Raw genomic sequence first — 16888 nt, 5'->3', positions numbered from 1 at the left:
AGGGAAAGAATGACAGCAATAACAGCACAACCGTACGACTTCGAGCTGCCCTGGGACGCAACTGGTGAAGAAGACAGCCGCTTCAAACGCATACTCAAGCGCGCATTGCTGCTGCTTCTCCTGCTCCTGGTCGTGTTTCCCTGGCTGCCTCTTCCGGAAATCGAGCGGGAGGAAAAAGAGCGCGTGCCGCCGAGCCTGGCCAAGGTGTTGATCGAGCAGCGCAAGGTGGCTCCGCCACCGCCGCCGCCCGAACCGGTCAAGCAGGAAGAAGCCAAGCCTGAAGCCCAGAAAAAAGAAGCAGCTCCGAAACCGGCCCCGGCCAAAGAAGTGAAAAAGGCCCGGGAAAAGGTTTCCAAAATGGGCGTCGCCGCGTTCTCCAATGAACTGGCGTCCCTGCGCAGCTCACTGGATGTGGCCAAGTTGCAGGCCAAGAACACCAACGTGAAGACCGGGGCAGCCGCCAAGGCCGCACGTTCAGTTCTGGGTGCATCCTCGGCCACCAAGACCAGTGGCGGCGTGAGCAGCTCGGTGATGAACGACTCCGGCAGCGGTACCCAGCTGGCGGCACACAGTTCAACCGCAGTTGAAAGCCCGATCGGCGGAGGCACCGGTGCCGGAGGCGGCGGTACGGGCGGAGGTTCCAAGAGCTCCACCGTGGCTGGTGGTCGCGACATGGAATCCATCCGTCGTGTATTCGAGCAACACAAAGGTGCGATTTACGCGCTGTATAACCGTGCATTGCGTAGCGATCCGAGCCTGAAAGGCAAGTTCGTGTTCCACATCGTGATCGAACCCAGTGGCAGCATCTCCAGCATCAAGCTGGTGGAAAGTCAGCTGGGCGACAAGAAGCTGGAGCTGAAACTGCTGGCCCGTATCCAGATGATTTCCTTCGGTCCGGAGGATGTCGCGGCAACGCCGGTGAATTACAAGTTTGACTTTATGCCTGGATAACGGAACCGAAAGACCAGGCTGAGCGTCTGGTCTTTACGTTCCCGGTAGTGCGGGTAGTAGGGGATGAGAATCATGAAGACAATTCAACGTAAGGTCAGCAGCCTGATGCTGGCCGGGCTGGTATCGGTAAGCCTGAGCGGTTGCTTTGAGGGCGAGCTGAGCAGTAATGACCAGGATATCCTTGCGGATCAGCCTTTCGCCTATGTGGTGAGAGACTATCCGGAGATGGGAGAAGTGTCTTCGGCCAATGAGCGACCGCCCCTCGACCCGCGCGCACCCTATGCTTTCGAGCCGGGTGCCCAGCTGATGGTCCGTGACCGCATCGCGCTCAGCTCGGAAGAGCGCGATGTGCTTACCCGTTACTTCGGCAGCAGTGGTTATGACGTCAAAGACCTGGACGTATCGCCGGATGGCGAGCGCATGGTCTTTGCCGCCCATGGCCCGGCCGGTAACGCCGCCCACAGCAGCTGGAATATCTACGAATACACCTTCGCCACCGGAAAGGTCCGTCGAATCCTTGCGGACGACGATCTGGCGAACCTGGGCCATGACACCAACCCGGCCTACACCAACGAAGGCACCATTATTTTCTCGTCCTCCCGGCAACATGCCCGGGGTGACTGGCGCCTGCTGGATCTTCGCGAATACCTGGAAGACTTCAACGAACCGGCGTCCCTGCTGCACTCGGTCAAGCCCGATGGCAGCGACCTGATTCAGATTACCTTCGGTGCATACCACGATATCGAGCCAAGCACGATGAATGACGGACAGATCGTCTTCATTCGTTTTGGCCGCATCTACGAAACCCTCGAAGACTGCACCACCGCCGACATTGACGACCCGGACTTCAACCAGCAGACCAACGGTAACGGCTTTGGTCAGGGCAATGGCAGCAGCTTCCCGTCCGGTCTGGAAGAGCCCAAAGAGTGGAACGAACAGGATAAGTGCGTACTGTCTCTGGAGGGTGATACCGGTGAGCGTGTCTTTGTTGAAGACGTGCTCAGTCTCTACCGCATTACCCCGAGCGGCGGTAATGTGCACCGCTATTTCGGTAGCCTCAATGAAGAGTTCAGCGATGCCTCGTTCATCCACTACATGGATCCGATCCCGCTGGATGACGGCAACCTGCTGACGGTGATGCGCCACGTCTACAACCCGATTTACGGCGGTGATGTGGTCACCATCAACAGCCAGAATTTCTTCGCGGTCGGCCAGCCGGTTGCCGACAGCGTAGTGGGCGAGGCAGAAGAGTCCATGACGCCGGGGGTGGTCAACTTCTACCCCAACCAGGTGTCTCCGTCCGGCTGGTACAGTGCCGTGGCTCCTTACGGTGATGGTTCTGGTCGACTGCTGGCCAGCTGGTCCCAGTGTCTGACCAAGCAAGATGCGATCACTGACGTGTGTGAAGGCTCGTCCACCGTAGACAACCTCAGTGCGCCCCAGTACGGCATCTGGATGCTGGATCCGAACCAGAACACCCGCTTGCCGGTGGTCCGCAGCTACAAGCGTGCCCTGTACACCGACGTGGTTATCGCGGATGAAAATGAACTGGCCCGCCCCTACACCGGCGACAAGCACAATCTGAATCTGGAAGAAAACACCGCCGTGTTCAGTATTCGCAGCATCTACGATCTGGACGGTGCGGACATGGCCGAGCAGTTCGATGGGGGTATCGAAACCCGTCGTGATCCTTCATTGACCCGTCCGGACGATCGTTCCGAGCGCTTCATCCGCGTACTGGGCAAGCGTGAGATTCCGCCTGAACTGGAACAGGCCATCCTTGCCGACGAGACCTACAACCCGAACGACGGTGTTCGTGAGAATCTGTACCTGTGGCCTCTGTTGGGTACTGACAATAAGCGTGCCCTGTACGATGTGCTGTCTTACTCCATGGTAGAGCCAGACGGCTCAGCGATGGTCAAGGTGCCGGCGGATACCAGCTTTACCTTCGAAGTGGTCAACAAGTATGGCAAGCGGGTGAACCTGATTGCCGAAGACAACTACAACTACAACTATCTGATCCAGCATCCCCAGTCCCTGCTGTTGGAAAATGGCCAGGTGTTGAAGTGCTACGGCTGTCACGACCCCGAGATCGACATTCCACACGCACGGACCGATGTCGAACTGGCATCCGCCAACCCGGGTGCACCGGGCGACGCCATGCCGTTCCCGAACGCTAACCCGCAGATCCTGGCGGCGAACTGGAAGGACACCATGGCCGAGGCGCTGGTAAATTCCCTGGGTACTCTGGTCTCTACGGGAGCGGACACCCAGCGGTATGAAGATTACTGGAGCAATCCGCCCGATGACTCCCTGGCGTTCCAGAACACCTATGCAGAGCTGGATACTCCGGCACCGGTGAATGACCCGTCGTGCTTGACCGATTGGACACCGGACTGCAAGGCCACCATCAACTATCTGGAACACATCCAGCCGATCTGGGAGGTGTGCCGCACCAATCCGAACGACGGTTCCGTCAACTCTTGCCAGAACTGCCACCGGGCCGCAGAAACTAAATCCTGCGCAGCAGGTGGTGGCTCCAGTGGCGCCAGCAACGGACTTCGGCTTGGTCGCAACAATGCTTCCTGGGATCCGCGCTTTATCGAATCCTATGTTGAACTGTTCGAGGCAGACTACTACCTGCGGGAAACCTCAACCGGAGACTGGGTCGAGGTGGACGAGACCAACCTGGCCACGGAATGTCCGGAAGGTGTGGATGGGGATTTGACCATACTGCCGGAGCCGGGCATTTGCTTTACCCGTCGTCTGATGAGTGCCCGCGGCGCCATCGCCAGCGCCCGCTTCTTCAGCCTGTTCGATAACGATCCGGATGACGATGCGTACGAAGTGGAAACCTCAGAAACCGCCGCAATCCGTCAGAGCCACAAAGGCATGCTGACCGATGCCGAACTGCGTCTGATTGCCGAGTGGCTGGATTCCGGGGCCCACATGTACAATGACCCGGACAAATTCGAGTTCCCGACGCCGTAAGATCAGGAAGGAAAGACACAGTGAACGTTGCGACGGAGCAGGCAGATACCATCAATCTGGACTCCCTGAATCTCCCCAGCTTTGACCTTCAGCGTCAGGGCTGGGAAATTCCCCCCCGGGAAGAATGGCGAGTAGAAGGCAAATTCCGGCAGACCTTTCTGCGGAAGAAAACCAGCACCCTGTTCCGGCGTTTCAACGGGCATTACCTCGCCATCACGACCCACCGCCGCAAGAAAGAACTGCCTGAGACGGTTCTGGACCTGACATTTGTGGAGCCACAGCCCCGGGAAGTGAAGAACTACCAGCTCAAACTGTGGTTCGCGGCCGCCTGCCTGCTGACGATTCCCGCTGCCATCTACTCGCTGGTGCCGTCATCGCCAGTCTGGTTGCTGGCGCCGGTCGTACTGGCGCTCGTGCTGATGTTGCTGGCGTGGCGCTGGCGGAACCACTACTTTGAGTTCACCGCGCTGAACAGCGATGTGGTCCTGTTCAGGGTGGATGCGCTCACCAATGATGAGGCGCACGTCACCGCGTTTGTCGATGCATTGTGCAAAGGCATTCTCCGGGGACAGAATCAGTTGCCCGAAGGCAAGGGGCGCATTCCGCTGGCCGTCGCAGAAATGCGCCGGCTATCCAGGGAAGGCCTCATCTCTCACGACGACTACGAAGCCATCAAGCAAAGGTGGTTTCGGCTTTAAGCCGTTTGCTGTGCTTCCCTGAGTCATTCAGGCAGAATCCAGAAGGCGTGATCCCGGGCTTCCGTTTTGTTCCCGGGCGCCGGTAACCCTCGAATTTCTGCCTGAAGCGATGCCATGCCCCAGCCTTCAACTGACATTGTGCCAGCAGACTGGCCAACCTGGAGCACACCCGAACCCCGGGTGATCCGCCCGCTGCCCGGCGGGCTGACCAACCGCAGTTACTTGCTGGCTGCTGGCGACCGTCGGCTGGTACTGCGCCTCAATGCCCGTGACAGCGCCGCTCTCGATATCGACCGTGCAGCAGAAGCCGAGGCGCTGGGCCGTGCCAACAGAGCCGAGCTGTGTGCGCCTGTGGTTCATAACGATCCGCAGCATCGTTACCTGGTCACTGAATTTATCGAAGGCGACACCTGCCAGCCGGATGACCCCAGGCACCTGGACTTGCTGGCCGACCTCACCGCAGACATCCATGCCTTGCCTGCCGTTCGGGCACATCTCCAGTGCCAGGACAAAGCCGACACTTACTGGCAGGCTATCGATCCTGCTGCCGCTGTTTATGGTGACCTGCTCAGCCTCGGAGACAGGGTGAGTGATCATCTTGCTGCTGCCGAAGCACTCTGCGTGCGACGGACCCTTTGTCACAATGATCTGGTTGCCGGGAATCTGGTACTGAGTCGGGGGGAGACGCTGCGGGCCATCGACTGGGAATACGCCGCCATGGGGGATCCCTTCTTCGATATTGCGTTGATTGTCGAAGAACACTGCCTGGATGAAAACCAGCAATCCCGGTTTCTGGAAGGCTATTTACGGCGGCCGGTGACGGCCCCTGATCTGGAGCGGCTTCAGCATGGGCGGGTGGTATACCGATACCTGAGCCTGCTGTGGTATGCCGTTCGTCTCACTCGCTATGGGCAGCATCAGCCCGAAACCGAAGCGATCGTCTCGGAAGGTATTACAGCCCTGAACGGATTCCTTCAGGACAGCCGTCGCTGATCCCGGGCTGCCTTGCTGGTCTCACAGACCCATTAGGCCGGAAATAACCATCCACAGAGTTCCGCCGGTAAACAGAATACCGAGCAGGGCAAACAGGCCATCGTCGGCCACCAGGGCGATACCGAAAAGCGTCAGCGCCAGTCCGCCGCCATTGGCGCTGAAGGGCACCAGTTCCATGGCCGGCAAGGCAGCCGCAACCAGCATGCAGATCAGTGCCGTCAGATAGCGGCCGGGCCCGCGCACCAGCCATGTCAGTCGCTGGCTGGTCCAGCGATCAATGAAGCGAGCCGGCTTTTCAATCCAGTCCAGACCCTTTGTCAGTTTATGTCGCTCAATTTGGCGCCGGGATAGATGGGAGGGAATCCAGATGCTCTGTTGTTGAAACGGCAGTTGACCGAGCGTCAGCAGTACCAGAAGCCCGAGCAGGGTAGGGACACCGGGCAGGTCGCCAACCAGTGGCGCCAAGGTCAGCAGGCCAGCGATCAACACCACTGGCCCGAACGACCGCTGCCCCACGGCATCCAGCACATCGCCGATGGAAACCTGTTGCTGGCCCCGGGTGTTTGCCCGGAGAAGATTCAGCACGTCAGTCAGGCTGGCTGGCGATTGGCTCCGGGGCATGGGGCGACATTCCTCGTTGCTCAGGCATGCATGGAAGCTTAGCGGTACTTGCACACGGGATCATTGTGCTTGAGAAAGTACCGAAAAGGTACGTGAAGAACGTCCGCGAGCCTCAGGTCAGACGCTGCCCCAGCATGGACGTGTAAGCATCGATACCCAGGAAGGGTGTGTGCTTGAGGTCGCGCATTTTCAGGCCGGCCTGTTCCATGTAGTGCTGGTAGTCATAGACCGGGTGAATGGCCGCGCCGGTGGTCGCCCAGAAAATGAGGATGGCGGTGTACCAGTAGGCGTTCTTGAACAGTTTGGCCAATGGGTTGCCCTGGGGGTAGGCGAAGTCGCTGATGACGATGTAGCCGTCTTTCCGAGCTAGCTTTTTGAGGTGTTCGAGTACCTCCGGAATCATCTCCCGCGGGAACAGGTTAAAAAAGAAGTTGCCGGTCACCATGTCGTACTCGCCAAATTCTTCCACCTTGAATATGTCGGCGTGGATGATGCGTATGTCCAGGTTCTTGCCTGTTTTTTCCACGGCTTTACGGAACTTGTTGAGCATGGCTTCGGACAGGTCCACCACGGTGACCCTGGCGCCCCGCTCGGCAGCGTAGATCGCCTCTTTGCCATGCCCGACGCCTGCGAACAGGACTTTGTCACCCGGCTTCAGCCAAGGGGCATCCAGCATGCTGCACTTGCACTTGTAGATGGAATTACCCGCAAAGACCCAGCTCAACGCATCGTAGACCGGGCCCATTAACCAGTACTTGTCCTTCGCCATTTTGTTACCGCACTTTTTATTGTTTCAGGGAACTCGTTTTCAGGCTGTCAGGCAGGTGTTGTGTCTGCCACCTCTTCATCGGCCATACTGCTGGCTTTCGCATCTTTTGGAATCGTCACTTTGCGGTCTTCAAGGCCGTATCGGTTTAACCCGGCCACGTGAATTTCGGTGAAGTAGCGCTTCCAGTCGATGAGCGCGGCATCCACCGGGAACAGAGCCTTGTCAGCCTCGCCCATACGCGCGGCCAGCGCCATCAGCCGGTCGCTGCTGAAGATGTAGGTTGGGCTGGTGTAGGTGCTGTAGATTTTCGTCAGTTTGAGGGTGGTCTCCACGGCCTCGAGTGTCTTCGATTTGTTATCGGCGGTACGCAGGCGCAACCGATCTGTGAGCGTGAACAATCCGCGCAGCACCTGAATCAGGGCCACGAACAGATGCTTGTTCACCAGTTTCATGTTCTTTCTGGGACCCTTGCGGGTGAGGCGCGGGTACTTGTGCCAGTTGCCCTTCACTTCGCCACAGATGGTGGGTACGTAGTCTCGGACAATCAGGGGATTCTGGGTGCCGCTGCAGCTCTGGTAGATGCGGGATTGCCCGGGCTCCAGTAGCGCTTCGGCAACGCTCAGAATAGTCGCATTGGCCACCAGGTCGGCTGGAATGATATCGACAACCCCGGCTTTGCGGCCCGGGAACAGGGACACCTTGCCCCGTGCATAGGCCAGCAAGATGGCGTCGGTCACTTTAACGCCCTCAATCCAGCCGGGCTTTGGGCCTTGCAGGCAGCTTTCGATGACGGACGGCCGAACGATGGTAAGGGTTTTACCCTTCAAACGATTGAGGAGAATCTGTTCGCCGAGCCATTTGGTGAACGTGTAAGTGTCGCCCCAGCCGTACCGGTGGGCTTCGTGCTGGCCAAGTTCTGTCAGGGCTTCGGCAAGGGCCTCCGGATCCTGGATGCGGCGCTTCAAGTTATTGCATTTGTGTCGCAGCGTCACCAGGGTACTTTCCACGGCGAAATGGCCATTGGCATCACGGGGGATCAGTCCTGAGGTGGGTGCGGCGACTTTTTCTGCGATGTTGCCGCGGTTGTAGCCGTTTACATAGCAGGTGGAAATCTGGATAACCGGAATCTGCCCGGCATCCTCGGCAAAATCCGCGAGGTTATGCAGGCACATGGCATTGATGGTGATGGCGGTGTCCAGCGCTTCGCGGAAATTCACGGATGCGGCTGAATTGATAATCACGTCGACGGATTGGGCCAGCGCCTGATAGGTATCGTCTTCCAGGCCTAAGCGGTGCTGGGTGATCTCTCCGCCCAGGCACTCGATGCGTTGATCCAGAAATTCGTGCAGGCGTGCCGGGTCGGTCTCGCGCAGGCGGTCGAAAACGGACGAAGTGGCCACCTCGGCGTGAAAGCGGGCCTTGGCGCAGGGGTATTTGTGATTGCCTCGAATCAGCAGCACCAACCCGCCAAGATCAGGCACGTCCCGAATCAGCTTCTCGAGTATGACTTTGCCCAGAAAACCGGTAGTCCCCGTCAACAGAATACGCTTGCCTGCCAGCGCCTTGCGGGTGAGGGAATTCTGTGGGGGTTGCTGTGATGACTCGCTCGAAGGTGCTGTCATGAGAGGCTGCCCAATCCTTTTTGGCTGCGATAATCAATGAGAGCCTTCGAGAGTACCGGTTTGTGATCGACAAAAGCCGGCAGGAACTCTCAATTCTTGCTATGGCGCGTCATTCGATGGTGGCGGTGTGACCATCGTCAGGTTTTCGGACCGACGCTCTTGTCCCAACTTCCGCAATCCGCGCTGAGATCGTAGACTCGATAACCTCATGAACGGACAACGGAAGTCTCATGCGCGATAAATACAAATACATTGGGCCTCTTTACGATTTCCTTAGCAGCATCTATGGCGGTGAAGCCATCCACAACTGCAAGCGGGCGATGCTGACACCCGAGTACGTCCAGCCGGGCGACAAGGTTCTGATCGCCGGTGTCGGGCATGGGAAGGACGCCATCCGAGCGGCCGAAATCGGCGCCGACGTAACCGTGGTGGATATTTCGGAAACCATGCTTAAGAAGCTGGAGGCTGCGTTTGCCAAGCATCCCGATGACCTCAAGGTGCGGGTGGTACACGCTGACATCCTGAAGTTTGAGGAGTTCGAGCGTTATGACATGGTCATCGCCAATTTCTTCCTCAATGTGTTTGGTGAAGACTTCATGCGCAAACTGCTCAGTCACCTGGTGCGCTGCGTGAAGCCGGGTGGCAGCTTCGTGATCGGTGATTTCTCTTATCCCAGTGGCAACCTGTTGGCGCGGGCTGCGCAGAAGCTGTACTGGTACACCGCCGCTGTCATCTTCTACTTTGCCTCAGACAACGCGGTGCACGAGATCTACAACTACCCGGTGCTGATGGAAGCCGAGGGGCTGGGTATCAAGGACACCCGGCGTTTCAGTTACCTCGGCATGAACTGCTACACCTCTGTCCTCGGGTATAAACCGGCTTAACTTAAGCGTTGCCAAGCGGTCTGATCGTCCGGCTGATAAACCTCAACGCCATTCCCATCCAGGCGGGCCAGGTACAGCCATTGATTATCCACGAGGTTTCTCACCACCTCGTGGCTTTTTATAACCCGCTCAATGAATTCCCTCGGGGCCTCAATCACCACTGTGAGTCGAAGCGGTTCGTGCCGGAAACGTTCACCGTCGTGTACCGATTGCCAGGCAAGGCCAATACGTAAATCACCCCCGTTACCCTCGAACACACCGAGGCGGCCACCCACCACGTTGTGCAGGGTTTTGTTGCCGCTGCCATAGCGATGGTTGTCCACCGTGGAGGCGTAATACTGCATGTTGATCCAGTGGGTGACGATCATCGGAGCGGTCATGATTTGCTCCAGCAACTTGCCTTCCGGGTCGTTGTGGTGGTTGTAGTCGTGCAGGAAACTGCGGCCATCCAATGACAGCCCCCGGGTGCGGGACCGGGGGGCCACCACGAACGCAGCGTTGTTCGCCAGGCCCCACTCGGGGCGTGTTTGCGCCCAATCAATGGCGCGCAGCCTGATCGCCTTTTTCAGCTTGTCGGGTTTTTCCTGCAGGTGTGACAGGCCAAGGGCGGGCGATCGTTCCCGGCGTGCGCCTTCGCCCGCCTGTCCAAGCCGCTGGGCCAGCGTATCCAGAGCACCACTCAGTTCCCCCGGCACGTCGCCGGTATCGAACATTGTCACCTCATCGGTGGTGGTGTTGTGCAACGCGGCGATAAACCAGGTTGTGCCGGGTATGTTGATCCCTTGCGCCCGGAGCGCGCGGCGCACCTCCGTGTCGTTCAGCAAACCGGCCAGTGCCCGGGCATTGACCTCGCCGGTCTGGCCGCAGCAGGCTCCGCAATCCAGGCCCGCACGCTGCGGGTTGTTTTCCGTCTGGCTGCCATGGCCAACCAGCAACACCAGGGGCGCGAAGTCCTGGGTCAGATTCATGCCCTTGAGCACACGGGTGGCGATGTCTGCCTGGGCTTCCAGGTCGCTGCCCAGGGCGGTGACCAGACTCGGACGGGCGCTCTGGTCAGCACTCAGCGCTAGTCCGTCCCTTTTTCTGGCGCCGCTCACCGCGGGCGCGCTGCGCTTGACCAGTTTCCCCACATAGCCAAGCCCGAGGGTTTCCACCAGCGTAAAAGCGGAGGCCGGGACCGACGTGAACGCGCGCCAGTTCAGGCGGTTTTTCAGCGATTGCTGGCGCTGGTGAGCGATCTGCTCATCAGCGGCGGAATCGCCGGAGGTGTCGGTGATCTCCAGCGCCGGTGCCAGCAATCCCGGCAACTGGGGGCGCCGGGCCTCGGTGCCGAGGGGGCGGTAGCTGATGGGCAACCCGAAGAAACCGGCGAAGCCAAACGTCTGGATATGGTCGGATTGTGCTTCCAGGTGTCGGCGAAACACCTCGGACCGGACATCGATACAGAACACCGCCTGAACGTCCGGTGAGGTCTGTGGGGTTGATGCCGGGCGATGGTTCGCGAGGTCGCGGAACAGCGATTGCTGGTAACTGATCTCGTGGGCCCGTTGCCAGAGTTGTCGCCAAGTCCGTTCGGGGCGGTCTTCCGCCTGAAAGTGCTCGCGCCAGGCGCTTTGCCAGCGATTGAACACCGAACCGGGGTGGCGTTTGCCGTCGTCAATCAGGCTTTCCCAGCTCAGGCGGATCGCGAGCAGGTCCACCAGGGTCTGATCATCGTTGCCCTCCAGCCGCGCCTGCCAGCGTCGGTAGGCGCATCCGGCGGCCCAGCCACTGATTCGCAGGATCACCGCCTGCAGGTAGGGCTGCCACTGCTCAGGGTCAGGTACCAGTTGTTCCAGTGCCTGCTGGATCAGGGTTTCAGCGTCTTCAGGCAGTTGCCGTGCTTTGTGGGGAATGTCCGATGCTTTCATCAGCAGGGCGACACTGTGGTCATTGCCCAGGGTTTTGCGCCAGGCGCTGTAGAGCTCGGCGGTTTGATCGGGGTGCCAGTCGGCTTGTTCCCGGTCGAAATAGGCCGCGCAAAACTGTGCGATCTGGAGGGTGATGGTGTCGCACCAGGCGGGCTCATGGAGCAGGTTCCGTTGTCGATCCAGGGCATCACATAGCAAGGGTGCCGGTGTTGGCTCCCGTTCCTGATCATCCAGCGCGGCAATCAACTGCCCGGCGCTCACGGACGCAGAGTGTTCCTCAATCGCCCGGGCCAGGTGGGCGCGTTCAATCGTACCGGCTTGCCAGCGCTCACGGTAGTAAGTCAGTGACATCGCCATCGGTGCTCCGGCCAACCGGTCCAGCGTTTCCGCAGTCTGACTGAAGGGGGCAGACACGTGTTGCCAGTACGGATTGACGGCAATCATCCGGTCCAGCGGCCAGGTTGGCGCAATGCTGTCGCAGGCGCTGTGAATGGCTTCGCGTACCTCGGCCTGAATGCTGGTTTGTGCCACGGCGGATGCGCTCATTTGACGGCTCCCAGTTGTGCAGGATGACGGTTAACCGAGGTTTTAGCCTGCGCCGGGCTCAGGCGCGCCGGCCACAGCTTGAACGTCAGGCGGGTGAAGCTTTCATCCAGATAGAACCCACAGTAGGCCCACGGATAAAACCGTTCGGCGAACTTGCCCCGGGGGAAACAGCGCAGCCATATCTGGGTCACGTACAGGCCCCCGATCATGGCGAGCACCCAGGCGGTGAGCAGGATGGAAGGTTCTGAGGAGGCCGGGGCCAGTTCGGCAAACAGCAGGTGCCAGACCATGTAAAGCTGGGTCAGTCCTACGACCCGGAAGGTGCCCAGCAGCAGGTGGGGGGTGCCTTTTCCATGTTCCAGCCAGAGCAAGGGAGCCAGTCCAAAGGTAACGATCAGCAGCGCGGCCATGGGTATGTGCATGGTCGGCAACACCACTTGCCAGAGCAGCAGGGTGCTGGCAATCAACACGGCTGTGATCAGGGGGGCTGCCAGCAGCCAGGGCAGGGACGAGGTTTGCCCCATCCCGCTGAACAGATCCTTGCGACGTGCTTCGTTCACCGTATCGCCGGAGCTCAGGAAGGCGTAGGCCTTGTACAGGGAGTGGGCAAGCAGGTGCAGCAGTGCCAGTTCATAGAGCCCAAGACCGATTTCCATCAGCATGAAGCCCATCTGGGCACAGGTCGACCAGGCCAGCCGAACCTTGATACTGATACGGGTCATCACCACCAGGCCGGCGAGCAGCGCAGTCAATCCACCGACGACAACGAGCATGGCCTGTGCCATCGGCGCCAGGATGATGAGGTCCGCCAGACGAATCAGTACGAAGCCACCGATGTTTACTACACCCGCGTGGAGCAGCGCTGACACAGGTGTTGGTGCTTCCATCACCTGAATCAGCCAGCCGTGCAGGGGCAACTGGGCGGACTTGAGAATGGCGGCCAGTGCGAACAGGACGGCGGCAGCATGCAGCCCCGCCGGCAGGGTCTGCATGGAGGCCGCGTGGGCATTCAGGCCATCGAGCGTGAGCGTGCCGGTGCTTTGGTAAATTAGCCCCAGTGCGACCAGCAGTGACAGGTCCGCCAGTCGGCTGACAATGAACTTTTTGTGGGCAACGATTTGCGCGGCCTTGCGCTCCCGGTAAAAGGTGAGCAGGTAGTGCAGGCCCACACTGGTACCGCACCAGGCAATAGCGATCACCGCCAGGTGGTTGCTGGTAACCAGAACCCCCGCACAGGCCAGGGTAAACAACAGCGCTCGCACGAACAGGGGCTGGCGGGGCTCACCGTGAAGGTAGCGATAAGAAAACCGGGTGATTACCCAGCCCAGCAAGGCAACCAGAACGGTCATCACCAGACCCGGGGCATCCTGCGTGCCTGAAAGTCGGCCACCTGACTCCAGTAACCCCCAGCCACCGCTGACCAATGCGGCAGCCAGTCCAAGCTGGGCGGTGTTCCGGGCAATGCGCCAGACGCCTCGGGAGGATAAGAACGCAAGTAAACATCCAACTGTGTAGATGCCGGCGAGCAGCCAACCGCTCGATAGGTGTTCCATGGTGTCTGTGTGCCTCGGTGGGATTGGGGATTAACTGTCTATATTTTGTTGCTTGTTGGTTGTTTTTTAAAATATATATAAATGGATGAAACGTTCTTAAAAAGAGAACTGAAAGATGAGAAGTCTGAACTTTCACCATCTGTACTACTTCCGGATGGTTGCCAAAGAGGGAAATCTGACGCGAGCCGCCAAACAGCTGCACGTTTCCCAGTCGGCACTGTCCTCACAGATCCGGAAGCTGGAAGAGCGGCTGGGCCGTGACCTGTTCATCCGGGATGGCCGTGCGCTCCGTCTGACGGAAACGGGCCATCTGGTGCTTGCCTATGCAGACACCATCTTCAACCTGGGCGGCGAAATGCTGGCCACGGTGGAGAGTGGCAAGCTCGAACGCGTCCAGCGTTTGCGCATCGGGGCTGTCGCCACACTGTCGCGGAACTTTCAGGAAAATTTTCTGCGCCCGGTGGTGGGCGAGGCGCAGATCAAGCTGGTGATTCATTCGGCCAGCCAGGAAGAACTTCTGGAACAGTTGAAGGTGCACAAGCTGGATCTGATTCTCTCCAACCGCCCGGTTGCCACCGACTCGGTGACGCCCTGGCGCTGCCAGCGCATTGCCCAGCGCAACGTCTGCCTGGTAGGGCCGGCGGGTCCGGAAGGCGAGGAATTCCGGTTCCCGGAGGATCTGAGCAAGGTTAACCTGCTGGTGCCCGGCCCCAGCAGCAATATCCGTAGCCAGTTCGACATGCTGTGCCAGCAACTGGGGGTGGAGGTCGAACCCTACGCAGAGGTGGACGACATGGCCATGCTTCGTCTGCTGGCGCGGGATTCCGGCGGCGTCGCCGTGGTTCCGGAGGTGGTGGTTCAGGACGAACTGAAGAACGGCACCTTGCAAAAATACGCGGTACTTGAGGGTGTGATGGAAAACTTCTACGCCATCACCACCAAGCGACATTTTGATATCCCCGTGCTGAAAACCCTCCTGGATCGCTGGAAAGACCCCGTCGGCGCGGCCCCCGCCAACTTGTGATCCCCGCAGGATGATCTAAATTAAGCGGAGACATCATCAGTAAGAATGCAGCCTGGCGGCGGGCGGGTTTCGGTGAGCCGCCGAGCCTCTCTCTCGCCCGATTCCTTCCATAGAGCCCTGAGCTGTTATCAGATCCGCTCTTGTCGTTGGGGAGTTCCTCCGGTTTTACCTGGCCAGACGCTGCACGGGGAGGACTCGTGAGTGAAGGCGTAAAAATCAACACCAGCATCATCGTTGTGGCGTTCTTGTTGTTCGCCTCATTCTTTGTGTACATGGTGGTCAATAAGCAAGTTCCGGGCAGCCTGAAAGTAACCACCAAGGGCGGCAATGCCTTCGAGCTTGCCTTTACCGAGCAGGAATACGAGCTAACCACACTGATTGACAAGGTGATGGAAGACGAGAAGCGCGCGGCCATTGTTCGGGCGACGCTGAGGGAGAACTACGACCTCTACAACGTCAAAAGCATCGAGTTTGTCGACTACCTCCGCCGCCTTTCCCCGCAGGATGACGTGTCCGAAGAAATTATCGGCCTGCTGGTTGATGGCGCGGGTCCCTTTGACCATCAGTTCCATACCTACCGGAATATCCACACGCTAAGTGCTGCCCTGGAAATCATCAAACTGGACCCTGAATCACCGGCCGCTGTTCGTCTGAGGGATGCGGCGGTCAATCAGGAGGGGATTTTCAGGCAGATTGGCCTGCCAGTTGAGATCGCAGTGGTGCCCGCATCACGGCTGTCCGATAACCATGCCTCGATCTGCTCGCCGGGCAAGCACAAGTACATCGGCCATGATCTGGTGCTGGCTAATAAGGAAATGGCGGAGAGGATGGTGTCGGTGTACGCGCGAAATCCATTCATTTGTTTCCAGGATGGTGAAGAGGTTAATGCTCCCCTGATCACCATAAATACCAATACCGCTGAGAAGCTCTACGGAGAGGGTGACGAGACGGGCCAGATCAAATCGGCGCTCATGTTCGTGGTGCCGTTGGGGTATCAGGTCAAGGCAATCGTTAATGACAGCACAACAAGCGTGTCCATGGTTTTTCATGGCACTGGAGGTGACCAATGAAAACAATGATTCTGTTAGCCAGCTTCTTCTTCGCATCCGCGGCTGCAGCGGATTGCATGTACAACGGCGAGTCCTACCCAACAGGTACGGTCATTGGGCCCCTGGTGTGCCAGCCCGATGGAACCTGGCAGCGGCGGTAAGGTCGTCGCTGTAAACCGCGTTTTCGGAACAATCATCGCTGCGAAAACGCTGGGCACGTAACGCCTCAGGAGGAGGCATGCGCTATCGACTCAGCCGCGACAGCAACTTCAACAAACAGCTCAAGCGGCTCATCCAGTCCGTCCACGAAGACATTGCTTTGTCACTTCTGCATGCCACCCGGGATCCGGAAACCGGTGTGCATGAAGCCCGTAAACGCACCAAAGAAATCCGGGCACTGCTCCGACTGTTTCGGCCCTGGCTTGGCAAGGCCACGTACGCCGATTGGCGTGTTCGTTATCGCAAACTGGCGAAGAAACTTGGGGACACCCGCGATGCCGATGTGCGCCTGACGACCTGGCGGTTTTTGGTCGAAGAAAACCCCGAGCTGCAGGCCAAGTCGTTCAGGAACGTCACTCGAATTCTGAACAAAGACAAAAAACGTGCTCGAAGAAACCTTGGCGATGAACATTTCTTTCTGAGGTTGGCCCAGGAGGTGGAGGCAGAGCGAACCGCTTCCCGCAGCTGGAACCTGCCCAGCGCCCCGAAAGAACTCTCCCCAGTACTCCTGCGACTCCTCAAGAAAGCCCGGTGCGCTGAGAAGCAGGCGCGTAAATCCGACGACATCGAAGACTTTCATAGGTTTCGGAAATGTTCGAAAGACCTGTTTTACTGCTCCCGGGCGCTGAGGCCGGTGATGGGTAAGGAACTCAAGAAATGGGTGCGAGAACTCAGGGATGTCACGGAAGTGCAGGGGCAGGCCAACGATCAGTCGGTGTTGCTGGATTATCTGAAAACGCATCGAGATGAGATAGCTCTGGATACAAAAAATTGGAGAACTGCAAAGCGCTGTGTTCTGCAAACACAAAGAAATCTTCAAAGAGTGGCCCACAAACGAGCGCAGAAACTGTTCTCGGAGTTGATTGAGTTTTGACAGATCTAAGTTGTTTCCTGAGTTCAGCGGGGTGCGCCTTGAGCAACTGCGCCCCAGCACAATAGGGGCTGTGATCCGAATCACTGTTTTTCCTTGACTTTCGTTGGCCTTCATACGAACTTGTACACGTGCTTATGACGGCTAGAAATAATAATAGAAGGCGCTAAACGCCTGAAAAAAATAA

At 58.5% G+C, this 16888-nt stretch carries 14 protein-coding genes; 9 read left to right on the top strand and 5 right to left on the bottom strand.

Annotated elements, in window-relative coordinates:
- Positions 1 to 9: 9 nt before the first annotated feature.
- From QVZ43_RS04350 to QVZ43_RS04335, 4 genes are all read left to right on the top strand, one after another.
- The gene (locus QVZ43_RS04350) at positions 10 to 951 is read left to right on the top strand and encodes an AgmX/PglI C-terminal domain-containing protein (protein ID WP_223794591.1); all 942 of its coding nucleotides are present in this window, start codon (positions 10 to 12) and stop codon (positions 949 to 951) included.
- Between the two features lie 72 nt (positions 952 to 1023).
- Entirely contained in the window at positions 1024 to 3942 is a 2919-nt protein-coding gene (locus QVZ43_RS04345; protein WP_302909009.1) for a hypothetical protein, read from the top strand.
- A gap of 20 nt (positions 3943 to 3962) precedes the next feature.
- Positions 3963 to 4640, top strand: a complete 678-nt coding sequence (locus tag QVZ43_RS04340; RefSeq protein WP_223794589.1) for a hypothetical protein — start codon at positions 3963 to 3965, stop codon at positions 4638 to 4640.
- A gap of 114 nt (positions 4641 to 4754) precedes the next feature.
- Positions 4755 to 5633 carry a choline/ethanolamine kinase family protein gene (locus QVZ43_RS04335; protein WP_302909008.1) on the top strand — a complete coding sequence of 293 codons (879 nt, stop codon included), beginning with the start codon at positions 4755 to 4757 and terminating at the stop codon, positions 5631 to 5633.
- A gap of 21 nt (positions 5634 to 5654) precedes the next feature.
- Here QVZ43_RS04335 and QVZ43_RS04330 read toward each other — a convergent pair whose 3' ends face one another.
- From QVZ43_RS04330 to QVZ43_RS04320, 3 genes are all read right to left on the bottom strand, one after another.
- A complete protein-coding gene (locus QVZ43_RS04330) occupies positions 5655 to 6254 on the bottom strand; it encodes an exopolysaccharide biosynthesis protein (RefSeq protein ID WP_302909007.1) in 600 nt (199 codons plus the stop codon).
- A gap of 112 nt (positions 6255 to 6366) precedes the next feature.
- Positions 6367 to 7023, bottom strand: coding sequence for a class I SAM-dependent methyltransferase (locus QVZ43_RS04325; RefSeq protein ID WP_302909006.1), 657 nt, complete (start codon positions 7021 to 7023; stop codon positions 6367 to 6369).
- A 47-nt stretch (positions 7024 to 7070) separates the two neighbouring features.
- Positions 7071 to 8645, bottom strand: coding sequence for a fatty acyl-CoA reductase (locus tag QVZ43_RS04320; RefSeq protein ID WP_302909005.1), 1575 nt, complete (start codon positions 8643 to 8645; stop codon positions 7071 to 7073).
- Positions 8646 to 8875: 230 nt separating this feature from the next.
- On the opposite strand from QVZ43_RS04320, the gene QVZ43_RS04315 reads away from it, so the two are divergent.
- Positions 8876 to 9529 (top strand): class I SAM-dependent methyltransferase, encoded by a 654-nt coding sequence (locus QVZ43_RS04315; RefSeq protein WP_302909004.1) that lies wholly within the window; start codon positions 8876 to 8878, stop codon positions 9527 to 9529.
- On the opposite strand, the gene QVZ43_RS04310 is transcribed toward QVZ43_RS04315, so the two are convergent.
- Positions 9526 to 11985: a YbcC family protein gene (locus tag QVZ43_RS04310; protein WP_302909003.1), complete on the bottom strand. Its 2460-nt coding sequence runs from the start codon at positions 11983 to 11985 to the stop codon at positions 9526 to 9528. The genes QVZ43_RS04315 and QVZ43_RS04310 overlap by 4 nt on opposite strands.
- The gene (locus QVZ43_RS04305; RefSeq protein ID WP_302909002.1) at positions 11982 to 13538 is read right to left on the bottom strand and encodes an NADH-quinone oxidoreductase subunit L; all 1557 of its coding nucleotides are present in this window, start codon (positions 13536 to 13538) and stop codon (positions 11982 to 11984) included. The genes QVZ43_RS04310 and QVZ43_RS04305 overlap by 4 nt, the downstream gene beginning before the upstream one ends.
- Positions 13539 to 13653: 115 nt before the next feature.
- Here QVZ43_RS04305 and QVZ43_RS04300 point away from each other — a divergent pair, with 115 nt between their 5' ends.
- The 4 genes from QVZ43_RS04300 to QVZ43_RS04285 all read left to right on the top strand — a co-directional run bounded on the left by QVZ43_RS04300 (position 13654) and on the right by QVZ43_RS04285 (position 16704).
- Positions 13654 to 14562 (top strand): LysR substrate-binding domain-containing protein, encoded by a 909-nt coding sequence (locus QVZ43_RS04300; protein WP_302909001.1) that lies wholly within the window; start codon positions 13654 to 13656, stop codon positions 14560 to 14562.
- A 197-nt stretch (positions 14563 to 14759) separates the two neighbouring features.
- Entirely contained in the window at positions 14760 to 15632 is an 873-nt protein-coding gene (locus QVZ43_RS04295; protein WP_302909000.1) for a hypothetical protein, read from the top strand.
- On the top strand, positions 15629 to 15772 hold the full coding sequence (locus tag QVZ43_RS04290) for a hypothetical protein (RefSeq protein ID WP_223794575.1): 144 nt from the start codon (positions 15629 to 15631) through the stop codon (positions 15770 to 15772). Before QVZ43_RS04295 ends, QVZ43_RS04290 begins: the two co-directional genes overlap by 4 nt.
- 77 nt (positions 15773 to 15849) lie before the next feature.
- Positions 15850 to 16704, top strand: coding sequence for a CHAD domain-containing protein (locus tag QVZ43_RS04285; RefSeq protein ID WP_302908999.1), 855 nt, complete (start codon positions 15850 to 15852; stop codon positions 16702 to 16704).
- The last annotated feature ends 184 nt before the right edge of the window (positions 16705 to 16888 follow it).

It is taken from the genome of Marinobacter suaedae (genome assembly GCF_030519635.1).
GTDB classification, from domain to species: Bacteria; Pseudomonadota; Gammaproteobacteria; order Pseudomonadales; family Oleiphilaceae; genus Marinobacter; species Marinobacter suaedae.
The sequence above is the reverse complement of the archived record's forward strand: the minus strand, read 5'-3'. Positions and strand labels throughout refer to the sequence as shown.

Excerpts from the sequence above, each read along its gene's own strand:
- QVZ43_RS04350 (WP_223794591.1), top strand. The coding sequence starts at position 10 with ATGACAGCAATAACAGCACAACCGTACGACTTCGAGCTGCCCTGGGAC.
- QVZ43_RS04345 (WP_302909009.1), top strand. The coding sequence starts at position 1,024 with ATGAAGACAATTCAACGTAAGGTCAGCAGCCTGATGCTGGCCGGGCTG.
- QVZ43_RS04335 (WP_302909008.1), top strand. The coding sequence starts at position 4,755 with ATGCCCCAGCCTTCAACTGACATTGTGCCAGCAGACTGGCCAACCTGG.
- QVZ43_RS04330 (WP_302909007.1), bottom strand. The coding sequence starts at position 6,254 with ATGCCCCGGAGCCAATCGCCAGCCAGCCTGACTGACGTGCTGAATCTT.
- QVZ43_RS04325 (WP_302909006.1), bottom strand. The coding sequence starts at position 7,023 with ATGGCGAAGGACAAGTACTGGTTAATGGGCCCGGTCTACGATGCGTTG.
- QVZ43_RS04320 (WP_302909005.1), bottom strand. The coding sequence starts at position 8,645 with ATGACAGCACCTTCGAGCGAGTCATCACAGCAACCCCCACAGAATTCC.
- QVZ43_RS04315 (WP_302909004.1), top strand. The coding sequence starts at position 8,876 with ATGCGCGATAAATACAAATACATTGGGCCTCTTTACGATTTCCTTAGC.
- QVZ43_RS04310 (WP_302909003.1), bottom strand. The coding sequence starts at position 11,985 with ATGAGCGCATCCGCCGTGGCACAAACCAGCATTCAGGCCGAGGTACGC.
- QVZ43_RS04305 (WP_302909002.1), bottom strand. The coding sequence starts at position 13,538 with ATGGAACACCTATCGAGCGGTTGGCTGCTCGCCGGCATCTACACAGTT.
- QVZ43_RS04300 (WP_302909001.1), top strand. The coding sequence starts at position 13,654 with ATGAGAAGTCTGAACTTTCACCATCTGTACTACTTCCGGATGGTTGCC.
- QVZ43_RS04290 (WP_223794575.1), top strand. The coding sequence starts at position 15,629 with ATGAAAACAATGATTCTGTTAGCCAGCTTCTTCTTCGCATCCGCGGCT.
- QVZ43_RS04285 (WP_302908999.1), top strand. The coding sequence starts at position 15,850 with ATGCGCTATCGACTCAGCCGCGACAGCAACTTCAACAAACAGCTCAAG.